Raw genomic sequence first — 15,630 nt, 5'->3', positions numbered from 1 at the left:
GTTCACGAGCGAGGCCAATGATCACTGAAGACCAACTCGAACAACTCGCCCTTTCCTGGTTCCAGGATACTGGCTGGGACTATCGTTATGGACCGGACATCGCTCCGGATGGCGATAACCCTGAACGTACCGATTACCGCCAAGTGTTGCTGGCTGGCCGTTTGAAACAAGCGCTACAGCGCTTGAACGCCGGCATCCCGGCTTCGGTGCTGGATGATGTGGCGCACCAACTTACCAAACCAGGTCATCCGTCGCTGATACTGAACAATCGCAGCTTTCACGAACTGCTGATCGATGGCGTGCCGGTCGAGGTCGTGATCGACGGCGTGAAGCGTGGCGACCGCGTGCGCCTGATCGACTTTGCGCAGCCGCAACAAAACCAGTTTCTGGTGGTGAACCAGTACACGGTGCAGGGAGCCAAACAGCCGCGTCGCCCAGATATGGTGTGCTTTATCAACGGCCTGCCGATGGCGGTGATCGAGCTCAAGAACCCGGCAGCTGAACAGAGCGATATCTGGGCAGCTTTCAACCAGCTCGAAACTTACAAGGCCGAGATCGCCGACTTGTTCATATTCAACGAGGCGCTGGTGATTTCCGATGGTCTGCATGCGCGCGTGGGCTCGCTCACGGCCGACCGCGAGCGCTTTCTGCCCTGGCGCACGATCCGCAACGAGAATGACCGGCCGTTGCTGGAGTTCGAATTGGAGAAAGTGGTACGTGGCTTCTTCTCGCCCGAGTTGTTGCTGGATTATCTGCGCTACTTCATTCTTTATGAGCAGAGCGACGATGGGCTGATCAAGAAGATCGCGGGCTACCATCAGTTTCATGCGGTACGTGAGGCGGTACGGGTCACGGTAATTGCTGCCACGCAACCGCAGGTCGAGCGAAACACGCAGCGAGAGGAACGCGCCACCTATGGCAAGCAGGTGGTGCCCGGTTCGCGCAAGGGCGGCATCGTGTGGCATACCCAGGGCTCGGGCAAGAGCATTTCCATGGTGTGCTTCACTGGCAAACTGATGCAACAGCCGCAGATGCATAACCCGACCATTGTGGTGGTCACCGATCGCAATGATCTGGACGGGCAACTGTTCCAGACCTTTGTCGGCGCGCGCTCACTGCTGAAGGAAACCCCGCAGCAGGTAGAAAACCGCGAGCAGTTGCGGGCATTGCTAGCAGGGCGGCCATCCGGCGGCATCATTTTCACCACGGTGCAGAAGTTTGCGCCCGAGAAGGACGAAGATCAATTTCCGTGCCTAACCGAGCGCACCAACATCGTCGTCATTGCCGACGAGGCGCACCGTTCGCAGTACGGTTTCCGCGCCGTGCTCGACAAGCAATCCGGCCAATACAAATATGGCTTCGCCAAGCACCTGCGCGACGCCTTGCCCTGCGCCACTTTTGTCGGCTTCACCGGCACGCCGGTGGAGACGGATGACAAGGACACGCGCGCAGTGTTCGGCGATTACGTCAGCATCTACGACATCCAGGATGCGGTGGATGATGGCGCCACGGTACCGATTTACTATGAAAGCCGCCTGGCCAAGCTGGATATCAATCAAGCGCAGATTGAGCAACTCAGCGGACAGGTGGAGGAAATCTTCGAGGATGAAGAGAGCATCGCGTTGCGCGAGGCAGCCAAGACCAAGTGGGCTGCGCTGGAAAAACTGGTCGGTGCTGAGCCGCGTATCAAACAAGTGGCAGCCGATATCGTGCAACATTTCGAAGCGCGTAATGCGGCCATGGAAGGCAAGGGTATGATCGTAGCCATGAGCCGCGAGATTTGCGCCCAGCTTTATAACGCCATCGTGGCGCTGCGACCGGATTGGCACAGCACTGATCCGGCGCAGGGGGTAATCAAGGTGGTCATGACTGGCTCGGCGGCGGATAAAGCGCTGTTACGCCCGCATATCTACAGTACCACGACCAAAAAACTGCTGGAGAAACGCTTCAAGCATCCCAAGGATGCGCTCAGGCTGGTGATCGTGCGCGATATGTGGTTGACCGGCTTTGATCTACCCTGCCTGCATACTCTGTACGTGGACAAACCGATGCACGACCATAACCTGATGCAGGCCATCGCCCGTGTCAACCGTGTATTCCGCGACAAGGAAGGCGGACTGGTGGTGGACTATATCGGCATTGCTGCCGAACTGCGCCGGGCATTGAAAATTTATACCGACAGCCGCGGCAAAGGGCAGCCTACCTTGGACGCAGCCGAGGCGCTGGCCAAGCTCAAGGAGCTGATGGAGGTGGCGCGCAATCAGCTGCATGGTTTCGACTATAGCGCCTATCGCACGCAAGCAACAAATCTGCTGCTACCTGCTGCCAATTTTGTGCTGGGACTGGAAGATGGCAAGAAACGCTGGGCTGATGTAGTGCTGGCGATTACCAAGGCCTTCTCGCTGTGTGGCACGCTGGATGAAGCCATCGCATTACGCGAAGAAATCGCCTTTTTCCAGGCGATCAAGAACGTGATCGCCAAAGCTACCGAAACCGACAAGGAACTGTCGGAAGAAAGCAAGCATGCCGTGCTCAAGCAGATCATCGACAATGCAGTGGTGGCCGAAGGTGTAGAGGATATCTTCCAGCTCGCCGGTTTGGAGCGGCCGAATATTGGGTTGTTGTCCGATGGCTTTCTGGAAGAAGTGCGTCATTTGCCGCAGCGCAACTTTGCGGTGGAACTGTTACAGAAATTGCTCAATGATGAAATCAAATCCCGCAGCAGAACCAACGTAGTTCTGGAGAAGAAATTCAGCGAGCGCTTGCATGAGGCATTGAATCGCTACCGCAATCGGGCCATTGAAAGCGCGCAGGTCATCGAAGAATTGATTCAGATGGCCAAAGCGTTCCGCGAGGCCGCTCAACGCGGTGAACATCTGGGGCTGAATGAATCCGAGTTGGCCTTCTACGACGCGCTGGCGGATAATGAAAGCGCGGTGCGTACGCTAGGTGACGACATCCTGAAGAAAATTGCGCTTGAGTTGACCGAGAAGCTGCGCCACAGCACCACGGTTGACTGGCAAAAACGCGAAAGCGTGCGTGCGCGGCTGCGTAATCTGGTACGCATCACGCTGCGACGTTACAAATATCCCCCGGACCGGCAGGAAGATGCGATCAAACTCGTGTTGGCGCAGGCTGAACGGTTATCGAATGCCTGGACGAAATCAGTGTAGACTTACGCGTGCGTCCTTTCCACTACGCAATCTCCGCTACTACGGGCGTGTGATCGGAGGGCCGTTCCAGCTTTCTGGGTTCCTTATCGATAACACAGCTTTTACAGTTGCCTGCTAGCGCGTTGCTGAGCAGGATATGGTCGATGCGCAGCCCCCGGTTGCGGCGAAAAGCAAGCATGCGGTAATCCCACCAAGTGTAGGATTTCTCAGGCTGTTCGAACAAGCGGAAGCTGTCAGCGAGGCCGAGGCTCAATAATTCCCGGAAGGCGTTTCTTTCGGGCTCGCTGCACAATACCTGATCTTTCCACAATTCAGGGTCATGCACATCACGATCTTCCGGAGCGATATTGAAGTCGCCTAGTACCGCCAGGCGCGGATACTGTTGCAGCTCCTTGCCGAGCCATTCTTTCAAGGCTGTCAGCCACTTTAATTTGTATTGGTATTTGTCGGATTCGACGCTTTCCCCATTGGGCACATACACGCAGATCACCCTTACATCACCATAGGTTGCGGCGAGAACGCGCTTTTGTTCATCTTCCCAATTGGGTATCGCGGTCACTGCATCTGTTCCACTTTGCTTGCTCAGTAGCGCTACACCATTGAAGGTTTTTTGACCGATAAAGAGCGATTGATAGCCGAGCGCAGCAATGTCATTCACCGGAAAGAATTCATCTTGCAATTTGGTTTCCTGCAAACACAGCACATCCGGCTGATTGGCTTCTAGCCAGTTGACGACTTGCGGTAGGCGCACTTTCAGTGAATTTACGTTCCAGGTAACGATTTTCATGGTGGACTATAATACATGAACATAAATGATTAAATTTAACACAGAATACGTGCGCGCCTGTATGCGACATCAGGCCTTAATTGCCAGGTGTAACCTTTACGGGTAATGCGCTCGTCAGAAGACCGCTGATAGGGAGTGGTAGAAAAGACTGAATTTCTGATAGAATCGCGGGTTCTGATTGTATAGTGCCACGCAAGGAATTCCATCATGACTTATGTAGTAACTGAAAGTTGTATTAAATGTAAATATACGGATTGTGTCGATGTATGCCCGGTGGATTGCTTCCGCGAAGGTCCGAATTTTCTAGTAATAGACCCCGACGAATGTATCGATTGCACATTATGTGTAGCTGAATGCCCAGTCGAAGCGATTTATGCGGAAGACGATGTGCCCGAAAATCAACGCGGATTCATTGCGCTCAACGAAGAATTATCCAAGATATGGAAACCGATCATCGAGAAAAAAGATGCACTCTCCGATGCGGACGATTGGGCGAAAGTAACTGATAAGCTGGACAAACTAGAGCGCTAATAAAATCAGCTGTGCCGTCAAATGTCTACCCATCTCGCGGGCTACGAGACAAAAAAGACTGACGGCACCTGTCAAACGATAGTCTATCGATTACAATTTGGCGCCTGTTCCAACCAGCAAGGCAGAAGCAATTTTGTAGGTAAATGCTTGCGGATCGAGGTTATCCAGCTGATGGCCATCGATTTCGGCATGCGGATATAGGAAGAACGGCACTTTACCGGCCTTGCTGTTTTGACCCAATGCAACATTCTCACCGTGGTTGTAGGCCACCCAGTTCATTTCCCACGCACCGAATAGTTTTTCTCTCAAAGTAGCGATCTGCTCATGATTGCGAGGCAGCCCCTCCAATGCGATAACCTCGCACACATCAGCTGGATCGACGGGGACCCAGCCCAAGCCCGCTAGATAAAATTCTGCGCGGCAGTGTTGCGCTGTACTGACGTCGCCAAACTTGCCCAAGTTTTTATTGAGAGAAGATTCGTTAATCCGAATACCAAATTGCTTACGTGCCGGAATGCCCGATGCGCGCGCCAATCCGACAAAAAGACCATTAATGTCAGCGCACTTACCACTCAAATTCTCGTTTGCCAGCATTTCCTTGACATTCCCTTGTCCCCGTCCACGCACTCCCATATCATAATTCGCGTTATCGACCACCCAATCGTAGATCTCGCGTGCTTTCTGCAAAGGTGGGTTGCTCTCTTTGGTGATGGTTGCAGCCATTTTCCGCACGATACCGTCTAGCGGAATTTGCTGGGTAGACTGCTGATACCGCTTGATAATGTCCGGGATAACCGCTTTGGCCGGTGCTCGATAATATTCCAGGTCCACTTGGCGGTCAGCCGTCTTGACGATGCTGCTCACCGTCACTTGGCGCTCTCCGCTGCCATTCCATTCTGCATGAAAAGCTGGAAAGTCGGTTTGGGGAAGTGTATAAAACTTGGCTGATTTTGCATTGCCACTCCATACACTACCCTGCGTAAACTGATAAGGCGTATCATTGGTATCCGGCAAGGGAAGCCAAAGATGAGCGTGCTTACCTGTCGAAGGTAAAGTCACTTGGTAGGACAATCGATAGCTGCGCCATTTGGTAGGGCCGGTGGAATGCGCAAAAACGGATGGAGCAATGGGCAGCAATGCAGCACCCACACCGATCGTTTTGATAAAATCCCTACGTTTCATATACTTCTCCTGTTCATTTAATGTAATATCTCAATAAATCTAATCTTATTGTTCAATCAAGTCAATGCATTCTCGACAATGTCAATCCCCACCACAAATTATTTGCCAGCGATCGAATTAGAGACGGGCGCTCATCCTACTCATACGATTTTGTGGTTGCATGGATTAGGCGCTGATGGTAACGATTTTGTACCTATCGTACAAGAACTTGAGCTCCCTTTTGCGGCGGCTATTCGTTTTATTTTTCCGCATGCTCCAGAACAATCGGTAACCATCAATAGCGGTCTCGTCATGCGTGCTTGGTATGACATTAAACATATCAACCTCAAACGCCATGAAGACGAAACAGGCATTCGTCATTCTCAACAAGCTATTGCAGCACTCATTGAGCGGGAAAACCAACGCGGAGTTCCCTCAGCCAATATTATATTGGCTGGATTTTCACAAGGCGGTGTCATGGCCTTACACGTCGGCCTCCGCTATCCGTATCGGTTAGCAGGCATCATCGCGTTATCGGCGTATCTCCCCTTGACGCATACCTTCACACCAGAAGCACAGGTTGCCAATACATCCACCCCCATTTTCATGGGGCATGGAAGCGACGATCCTATCGTGCCCATTCAGTTGGCACGAACCTCTAAAGAATTATTGATCGGAGCAGGCTATCCCGTTGAATGGCACGAATATCGGATGGGCCATTCCGTTTGCGATGAAGAAATAGCGGAAATCAGCATATGGTTAGGTCAGGTTATCCGCTGACAAATTCATACATCCCTCCATACGGGCTTTCCGAAATATCGGACCGATGCGCTTCTTGACAAAATAAACTACACCTTTATAATCCACCTCTTGTTTCTGAATTGTGTTCTTAAGTACGTAGAACTCTAGCTTGCGGGAATAGCTCAGTGGTAGAGCACAACCTTGCCAAGGTTGGGGTCGCGAGTTCGAGCCTCGTTTCCCGCTCCAACGAAATAGGATTGGATTTTTTAGTAACTTCCAGAAAAATCCATGTCGTATTTTTCAATATGTGGTGTTACGATACAGACCACATTCTGATCATATAAATAAAGGCGGGGTGGCAGAGTGGTTATGCAGCGGCCTGCAAAGCCGTCTACGCCGGTTCGATTCCGACCCCCGCCTCCAAAATCTGCATGATTTAGTTTGCCCGGATGGTGAAATTGGTAGACACAAGGGACTTAAAATCCCTCGAACCTTAACGTTCGTGCCGGTTCGACTCCGGCTCCGGGCACCAAATAGCCACCCATCAGCGCCAAAGAAAAAAGCTTTTGTATAGACCCTCTTAAGCCATCCGCCTTTCAAAAATAAGCGATATGCTCTAATAGCCTTGTGTCTTTGAGCAACGCTTCTCCCGGAGAAATGCTGTCATGTCAGGTATATCAGAAAAAAATTAAAGTCGATGTCTAATAGTTCCGTTAATATATTTTCACGGCTGATTACCGTGAGCTCCTGATAAGGAGATTGAACATGTAGCACCCCGTCAGGTCGGTCACGATCTGACGGGTTTTTATTTCTTATCCTTTGTCACTCCTTACCCATAAATTATTTTAAGGGCACCTCTAAGAATTCAGAGTTTTTAAGCATAACAAGGCGTGAACAAAAAATGTTGACGCAGCATATGATTGACATGCTAGGAAACAGTTTTTGTGTGCAGCGATGTTTTGTGACGAAATAATGGATTTATATTGAGGCGCCCTTTACAGATTACGTACTTCTGCGTCATCGAACACTCATCGAGTGCTGTTTTTTTGTAAGTTTGAATTTTGAAGATTCTATCAACTTCATAACCGGCATAACGCTTTCGCATACCCTGTTCAAGCCGCGATCCATCGTTGTAAGTTAAATCTGCATCCGTCTCGCTACGGAGCATTGCGCTTATTCAACATTCATTTTGCGGGCCTGGTTGCCTTGAAACTTGCTTCTGCTCAGCCACTTTAATTTAGCAAGAACAAATTTTATAGTCTGTTAAAAACCTATATATAAATAGGGTTTTTATTTTTAGAGCAAAACCCAATTGTATATTTAAAAGAAACAATGTATTTCAATTTTTAGCACTATCTTTATTTAATGAATCAACTATCATTTTTCCCAGAATAAAATCAGCATAGCGATCAGGGTTTTTTTCAGTAATAAATAGCCATTTTTCTACTATGGCTATGGACTTTAAAACGAATTACTAGAGATTAGCCTTTTTATAGATTTGTTCAAACTAATTAAAATTGGTGAGGTGTTGTCAACTGTAAAGAACGTATTGGAAGCAAAATTATGCACATAATTGCTCTTCAATTGTCCACTTCGTTGATAAGGTTATTTTATACAGGAGGGTAGTATTATGGTTGCTAAATTACATGAAAACAAATCATCATTTTTTAAAGTCATGTATTCGAGTCTGATTATTTTATTTATTTCTATATTTGCAATCAGTTTACTAGTAGTAGTTCTTTCGCTATTCAACAGTATTTCATCCAGTTTTTCGACTAGCAGCTACCCAGAGGCACTCGTGCTGACGAGCAACAATGTGGAAAATGCTACTAGCTATGAATAGCCTTCTATAAATGCAGAAAGATTGCTCTTAAGTTACTTAAATGACAGAACCGTAGGAACCTTTAAAAATTAATCTGAATATCTAAGGCAAAACAATATTCGGGTTCATATCGGTGAGAGAAATCGTTGTAGGAAAAGCGAGCGTTGCGTGGAAATTAACAATCTCTGAACGATTGCATAAAACGCGGATACCAGCATTGGGTAGCGCCGCTCGCTGAAACACTAGTCCATCATCTACTGAAAATTAGAATCGCAGCAAAGCCACTGGAAACGAAGCAAATAGCGCTGACGCTAACAGTCCAGGGACATCATTCACTTGGGAAGCCTCCACAGTTTCTCCTGTCAAGACATTAATACCTTGCATTCCCGCAATAAGATTCGGGACTTCGATGGCTGTAGTATTCCAGACAGTATCCCCCAGCGGCAACTGACCCGATGCCGCCGGGATCAGCCGGGAAAACCAGCGTGGTGCAGCAACGATGAGCGTAACATCACCCAGCTGACGTGCAAAGGCGCAGAGATGATCTTTACGCGGCCCTGTGGTTATAAGTGGCAGGTATACGCCTTCCTGGAAAACAGCCGGCCATTGCTTACGACTCTGCAGCAATTTCCATGTCAGATACAACTTGGCACGACCGTCGGTCATGCAATCGAGCAATGATCGTACTCGGATTGATAGCGTCTCCTGGGACACGGTAACCAGCGTCTCGATTTCATTCAATTGCTGTTGACGCTGGGTATAGTCGACAGGTCGGCGATTGTCGGGATCTACCAGACTGAAATCCCAGAGTTCATTACCTTGGTATATGTCAGGCACGCCAGGTACGGTCAGCTTCAGCAGGGTTTGCGAAAGCGAATTGAACATTCCCCAATAAGCAACACGTTGTTGAAAGGAAAGAAAATCGGTCAAGAAGGTATTTTTTTCGGAAGTATTGAGTATTTTTTTGATAAAAATCGACAGACCGTCTTCGTAGGCCATGCTGGGGTTGATCCAACTCGTGTGCTGCTTGGCTTCACGCACCGCTTTGAGCATATACGCCTCGATTCGTGTCATCAACGTTTCGTGTTCAGCCGCAGAGAGTTCTCCAAACGGCCAGATGCCGACCAAAGTTTGGTAGATCAAGTACTCGTCGTTAGCACTTGGGATCTCCTCGCGGTCGACCAGCAGTTTTTTACTTCGGTTAAATCGTTTCCAGCGGAGCACTTGTTCATGCCAAAGATTGGCGATTTCCGACAACACATTGATGCGTGCACGCACGTCTTCACTACGCTTATTGTCATGCGTTGAGGTATTGAGCATCGAATACGGCCAGCGCTCGAGGCGTTTGGCATTCTCCGCATGGAACGCTTTTATCGAGATTCCGAACAGACGAGGATCGCCTCCGACCTCATTCAAGGAAATCAGGCGATGGTAGAGATAAAACGCGGTGTCTTCGTAGCCTTTGGCCATGACCGGGCTGGAGAGCTGCTGAAATTTCATGGCAAACGCGGTAATCGCAGCTACATACGCAGGATCTTTATCGGCAGCGGCATCAAGCAGTAACACGGAACTGAGAAAATCGAAAATACTGACATCCAGGACTTGAGTCAATTTCTTTGCTTGTGCGACAGCCCATTCGACATAGCGTCGATCCAGCACGTTGACTTGTCCGTCACGTACATAAGTGCGGTAAACAGGCAACCGGGCAATGACCTCGGCAAGGGCATTGCGCAGATTATTGGTGGTGAAATCGCGTGTATGCGGACGCAATTCACATATTCGGCTCAACTGGCCTGCCATGACGTTTAATTCACTGGCCATGGCATGTTTCATGATCTGATGCTTACTGCGATAGACAAGCTCATCAAAATCCAAGCGCAGATGGGTAAAAGCGCGGTAGGTTCTTTCTAGCGCCGTTCGGGCGCGCAGATCGACGAACAAGCCATTGACCAAATTGCAAAAATCATAGCCGGTCGTACCATGGATAGCCCAATCCTCACGCAAAGATTCGTGGCTTGCTAGAATTTTCTCTGCCACGATATAGATTGATTTCTCCCCTTCTAACGGAAGAGAACGTGTCGCGACACGATCCTGTAATCGCTGAAAATACTGCAGGGGATCATACAAGCCATCCGGATGATCAATGCGAAGTCCATCCACTTTCCCTTCCGCAACCAGTTCCAGCGCTAGTTGGTGAGTGGCTTCGAAAACATGGCCATCCTCCATGCGCAATCCTGCCAGATCGTTGATATCAAAAAAACGGCGGTAATTGATCTCATCGGAAGCAACACGCCAGTTGGCAACACGCCATGGTTGAGCTTCGAGCAAGTCATGCAGCAAGGCAAAAGAAGCGGGCTCGCCCTGATTGCCGTTGTAATCATTGACCGTATCCAGCACCATCTGCTTTATAGGTGAGGAGATGCCAACCAATGCTGCCAGTCGCCGTTTGAGCAGTTCCTGGTCGCGATGCCGCTCGAGAATTTTGTCAGGTGTGGTCGCTTCCTGCGGAGGAAGATGATCAAACGCCGTAATCAGACTGGTCAACTCCTGCAGATCTTCGCTATCCGGCCGCAACTGTGCTTCCAGTAGGTTCAGGCGATGCCTCAACAATCGGGGGTACTCGCGCGGGGCGATAGGTAAACGGTGATGGTAATACCACACACTGAAACTCCCCCGCGTTTCATCGAAGTTGAGCTTCAATTCGCCATCTTCCAACGTATCGCCATAAGAGCGACCAAGAATGGGAAGCAGCACTTTGCCACGCAGCTCTTCTTTGAGGGGTTGCCAATCAATATCGAAGAACGGCGCATAGACCGAAGTAGGGCCGCTTTCCAGGATATCCAGCCACCACTGATTATCTGCGCCCATGACCCCCATGTGATTGGGGACGAGATCCAGGATCTGTCCCATATCATGGGCATGCAACACAGCACAAAATGCCTCAAAATCTTCCTGCGTCCCGATTTCCGGATTTAGTGCATTATGATCGACAATGTCGTAGCCATGGCTGCTGCCGGGGCGCGCTTTAAGGTAGGGAGAGCAGTAAACATGGTTAACGCCGAGTCGCGCAAGATAGGGCACCAATTGCGCAGCTTGCGCAAAAGTGAAATTGCGGTTGAGCTGGAGACGGTAGGTAGACAAGGGAATGCGCAAGCGCCGTTTTGGTGCTGGGGTTGCCCTGACAATCGGGCGTTCTTGCCGCATGGCTGCAGCGAACTCGAGTACGCGACGGTCCGCCACACAGGCTTCAAGATAAATAGGCAATTTGCGTCGCCAATTGGGGTGCTGTGTAGTGGTAGAAGGAATATTGATCTGATCGAGCACCTCGAGAATATCTTCGAGTTGCACCATCAATATCATGGCTGGGCTGCGCGCAAGAAAGGCATAAACGGCTTGAATGAATTCAGGTGTGACGGCAGGCAGCGATACGGGATTGACCGTGATATGCTCCGGCAACAAGCCAGCCTGTTCCAGCAGCAACAATAGATAAGCGCACTCCTGCGCGCGTGTGACTACCTGAATCCTGCGGGCTTCATCGGAGCTAAACAGCTGCAGCTCTGTTCGCTGGATGATATCGCGCCCCTGCCAATAACCAGGCAATGTCGGCAAATCATGCGTGGTAAACGCTGCGAGCGATTGTGCAGGGTATGCGGCGGGCGCGATGAAATTGCCGTCCGCTTCCTTTTCCAGCATCAGCAGTCGGTAGGAGAGAACGCCAAGCGGAGGAAGCGCAGCCTGCACTTCCTCCGGTACAGTTCCCAGATCTTCACCAATGACCAGACATTGGTTACGCTGACTTTCCAATGCCAAGATACCGAGCAGATCTTCGAAAGGATAGCGTACATAAGCGCCTTCAGTGGGTGACGTGCCAGCAGGTACCCAATATTGGCGCATCAACCCCATCACATGGTCAAGACGCAGTGCGCCCGCATGCCGCATGTTGTGCCGAAGTGTGGCAATAAAGGGTGCATAAGCTGCTTCGCGCAGACGATCGGGCACGAATGGCGGCAGCCCCCAATCCTGACCGAGTTGATTGTTAAGTTCCGGGGGAGCACCCACACCCACACCGATGGCGTAAAGCGCCTGATTGGCCCAAGCCTCTGCTCCACCACCATCGACTGAGATCGCCAAATCGAGATATAGCCCTACACCCAATCCAAGCTCTAACGACCGCCAACCTATGGCAGCAAGCTGCAAATCAGCTTGCCATTGCAGGTAAGCAAAAAAGGTGATGCGATCCTGGTGCGCAGCCTCAAACGCACGTACCTCCGCTGAATCAGGATGCCGGTAGGGTTCGGGCCAAACAGGCCAGCCCCAGACGTTTGGATCTTGATTATGGAAATGCTCTTGCAGCGCTTCAAATAAGGTGTGACGGTATAGCCTTTCCCCTTCGCGTGCCTGAAAAGCACGGAATGCCGCAGCTCGCTCGCTGTCCTTCGCCAGATGTTGCTCACTAAAATGCTGATACAACATTTCGAGCACAGGTAATTTGAGTCCGGCAACGCCCGCATAGTCGACCATCTCAGTCGTTCGCAATCCTTCAAGTCGCATCTGAAATTCAGGCGTGCGGAGTGTCGCACGAGCGGCATCGCATTCATGAAAATCAGTGATTGCTTCTATATCGATATAGAGGATATTGAAAAATAATCGGCTAGAGGGACTATAGGGACTTGCATGTTCAGGGTTATGCGGAAATAGGGCATGGATCGGGTTGATACCGATGATGTCGGCACCTTGCGCAGCCCATTGCTCCAGCAATAACCTTAAATCCGAGAAATCACCTATTCCCCAATTTCGCTCCGATCGCACTGCATACAATTGCACAGCAGGCCCCCAAATACGGCCAGAATTAGCAACAGCTTCGGGTCGATAACACGCTGCAGGGGCAACGATAAATACCTGCTCTGCATAAACCTGTCCGGCACGGAGTAAGATCAGGCGATGATAGCCGGGCGCAATATGTTCTGGTAACGTCAGCTGCCAGGCTGTATGGGTCGTACCCTGTATTTTTTTTGTTTCAATTTTTGCTAATGTTTTCGGGTAAAACTGTCCGTGCAGACTACCGCCCTCTTCCAGATCCAGCCGCCACTGCCATTCTTCGTCAGCCACTCCATCTTGCATGACGATACGCACCCAAGGTGTCGTCGCTCTGATTACCACCACCGGTTCCAGAAGACGGAGCCAGGAACGCTGTTCTCGCTCATCGATTGCGGCAGCTAATTTTTCTGGAGATGAGACATCGAACCCCATCGCAGCCAATAGCATGCGCTGGGTAGCGGGAGGAGTGGCATGCTGTTGCTGCCAGTTATCGATATATGCTGGCAAGATACCCGCCAGTTCGCTAAGACGTGCTAATAGCTTAGATTCATTCATTGTCTTCCTTTAGCAGGATATATTGTGGTACGGCTGCAAATGGATAATGCCATGTCAAATGCGGGCACAAAGTACGCATGCCTACCCCTCTCCGCGCAGGCCGTTTTCTTATCAAACAGTTTTTGGTCACACTTTTTAGCACCTTGCCAGAACTATCAGGTGTCGTTGGCGGCGACCGCAGAATGTCGTTCATTTCTAGCCTTCCTTCAGATACCATGCTACGGTAAAGGCGGGAAGGATTTCCGATATAGGCTGCTGCTGGCTATTTTTTTGATTGCTGTATACCAGGCTGCCTTGTGGCGCAGCAGATAAGTTAATAGGGGTAGCACCTAAATTGGCGAAGACAATCCATTGCGCCTCTTCACCGATTTGCCAACAAGCATAAAGTGCATAGGAAGCGAGTACTTCAAAATGTGCTCTCCGTATTTTGTGCAAGCGTGGAACAATTATTCGTTGCCGCAAAGTGAGCAGCGTCTGGTAAAGCATGTGCCATTCAGCGTGTGCTGGCTGATTCATGACTTGCCAGTTTAGCTTGGCTTGTTCGAAGGTACTGACCGCACAAGGATCGGGAATCGCTGCGCGCGCCGCTGGATCGTGGAAGCGTTCGAAGCGGGCAAATTCTTTCCGTCGCCCTGCCGTGACCGCCTCCGCTAATTCGCCGCTAAAATTGCAAAAAAAAGGAAATGGTTCACGCGCCCCCCACTCCTCGCCCATGAACAGCAGCGGTATCGAGGGTGAAAGCAAGAATAGCGTAGTAGCAGCATGTAATGCATCGTCAGATGCTAATAGCGTTAGACGTTCACCCAACGCACGATTGCCGATTTGATCATGATTTTGCAGAAAATTGACAAAGGCCACCGGCGGCAGATGCGCGCTCGGTTCGCCGCGTGGCGTGTCCTGCCGATAGGCAGAAGCTTCACCTTGATAGGAAAACCCTTCGGTCAGGCAACGTCCCAAGTGCCGGATAGGTTCATTGTTGTAATCGGCATAATAGCCATCACGTTCTGAAGTTAGGAGCACATGGAAAGCATGGTGCGCGTCATCGTTCCACTGCGCATCGTAATAGTCCGCCTGTCCATTTTGCGCACGTGCCAGATAATGTGCAGTGTTGTGGTCATTCTCCAGGATGAGGTGGATAGCGCGTTCTGCACCTAATACCGAACGCACTGTTTGCGCAAGTTCTTCGAGGATATCAGGCTGACTGTCATCGAGAATCGCATGCACGGCATCGAGCCGCAAACCATCCAGATGATATTCTTCCAACCAATAGAGCGCATTATGGATATAGAAATCACGTACGATCCGTGAGTCATCGCCATCGAAATTGATCGCTGCACCCCAAGGCGTATGATGCCGCTCAGTGAAGAAGTGGGGTGCATAAGTATGAAGATAATTGCCTTCAGGCCCGAAGTGGTTGTATACGACATCGAGCAACACCATCAAGCCATGGCGATGCGCGCTTTGTACCAAGCGCTTGAGGTCATCGGGCGTGCCGTAAATACTGTCAGGTGCAAAGAGTAGCGTGCCGTCATAACCCCAATTGCAACGCCCCGGGAAATCAGCCACCGGCATGAGCTCGATAGCAGTCACGCCGAGCTCCGCCAAATAATCGAGCTTTTGTTCGATTGCCGCAAAAGTGCCTTCAGGGGTGAATGTACCAATGTGAATCTCGTAAATGACAGCCTCTTCCCAAGGTCGGCCACGCCAGTTTTCATCCTGCCACGCGAAGGCCGTGGGATCGATTACCTCGCTAAAGCCGTGGACGTCACCCGGATTGTAGCGCGAAGCAGGATCAGGTACGCAGAGTCCATCGACACCGAACCGGTTGCTAATCTGATAACGATACCGGCTTCCAGCATGTGCTTGTGTGCTCACATGCTCATACCACCCTTCTCCTACCGGCTGCAGCGGAATAGGCGCCCGTTCATCGATAATGATTGAAACCTGTTGTGCCGCAGGCGCCCATAAACGAAAACGCACTTTGCCATCAGGGAGACACTCTGCACCGAAAGGCATGCAATGCTGTCGTTTCATACTATGCT

At 50.5% G+C, this 15,630-nt stretch carries 8 protein-coding genes and 3 tRNA genes; 6 read left to right on the top strand and 5 right to left on the bottom strand.

Going from position 1 to position 15,630, the window contains the following annotated elements; translation table 11 throughout:
• Positions 1–17 precede the first annotated feature (17 nt).
• On the top strand, positions 18–3,173 hold the full coding sequence (locus C8R30_RS04265) for a type I restriction endonuclease subunit R (RefSeq protein ID WP_090666731.1): 3,156 nt from the start codon (positions 18–20) through the stop codon (positions 3,171–3,173).
• A gap of 22 nt (positions 3,174–3,195) precedes the next feature.
• On the opposite strand, the gene xth is transcribed toward C8R30_RS04265, so the two are convergent.
• Positions 3,196–3,960 (bottom strand): exodeoxyribonuclease III, encoded by a 765-nt coding sequence (gene xth, locus C8R30_RS04260; RefSeq protein ID WP_090666730.1) that lies wholly within the window; start codon positions 3,958–3,960, stop codon positions 3,196–3,198.
• 207 nt (positions 3,961–4,167) lie between these two features.
• Here xth and fdxA point away from each other — a divergent pair, with 207 nt between their 5' ends.
• Positions 4,168–4,491 (top strand): ferredoxin FdxA, encoded by a 324-nt coding sequence (gene fdxA / locus C8R30_RS04255; RefSeq protein WP_090666728.1) that lies wholly within the window; start codon positions 4,168–4,170, stop codon positions 4,489–4,491.
• A 90-nt stretch (positions 4,492–4,581) separates the two neighbouring features.
• Here fdxA and C8R30_RS04250 read toward each other — a convergent pair whose 3' ends face one another.
• Positions 4,582–5,673 (bottom strand): transglutaminase-like domain-containing protein, encoded by a 1,092-nt coding sequence (locus tag C8R30_RS04250; protein ID WP_090666726.1) that lies wholly within the window; start codon positions 5,671–5,673, stop codon positions 4,582–4,584.
• A gap of 78 nt (positions 5,674–5,751) precedes the next feature.
• On the opposite strand from C8R30_RS04250, the gene C8R30_RS04245 reads away from it, so the two are divergent.
• The 4 genes from C8R30_RS04245 (at position 5,752) to C8R30_RS04230 (ending at position 6,925) form a co-directional block, all read left to right on the top strand.
• A complete protein-coding gene (locus C8R30_RS04245; RefSeq protein ID WP_090666724.1) occupies positions 5,752–6,432 on the top strand; it encodes an alpha/beta hydrolase in 681 nt (226 codons plus the stop codon).
• Positions 6,433–6,564: 132 nt separating this feature from the next.
• Positions 6,565–6,639: transfer RNA gene (locus C8R30_RS04240), tRNA-Gly, on the top strand.
• Positions 6,640–6,742: 103 nt separating this feature from the next.
• Positions 6,743–6,816: transfer RNA gene (locus tag C8R30_RS04235), tRNA-Cys, on the top strand.
• Positions 6,817–6,836: 20 nt separating this feature from the next.
• Positions 6,837–6,925 (top strand) — tRNA-Leu (locus C8R30_RS04230).
• Positions 6,926–8,479: 1,554 nt separating this feature from the next.
• Here the strand turns inward: C8R30_RS04230 and C8R30_RS04215 are convergent.
• From C8R30_RS04215 to treZ, 3 genes are read right to left on the bottom strand one after another with little or no spacing between them, the layout of a single operon-like run.
• Entirely contained in the window at positions 8,480–13,588 is a 5,109-nt protein-coding gene (locus C8R30_RS04215) for a malto-oligosyltrehalose synthase (protein WP_107789618.1), read from the bottom strand.
• Positions 13,581–13,781 (bottom strand): hypothetical protein, encoded by a 201-nt coding sequence (locus C8R30_RS04210; RefSeq protein ID WP_090666716.1) that lies wholly within the window; start codon positions 13,779–13,781, stop codon positions 13,581–13,583. Before C8R30_RS04210 ends, C8R30_RS04215 begins: the two co-directional genes overlap by 8 nt.
• 2 nt (positions 13,782–13,783) lie before the next feature.
• Entirely contained in the window at positions 13,784–15,622 is a 1,839-nt protein-coding gene (gene treZ / locus C8R30_RS04205; protein WP_181258695.1) for a malto-oligosyltrehalose trehalohydrolase, read from the bottom strand.
• Positions 15,623–15,630: the final 8 nt, after the last annotated feature.

The sequence above is a fragment of the Nitrosomonas nitrosa genome (genome assembly GCF_003051105.1).
GTDB classification, from domain to species: domain Bacteria; phylum Pseudomonadota; class Gammaproteobacteria; order Burkholderiales; family Nitrosomonadaceae; genus Nitrosomonas; species Nitrosomonas nitrosa.
This window is presented reverse-complemented; position numbering and strand designations above follow the sequence as displayed.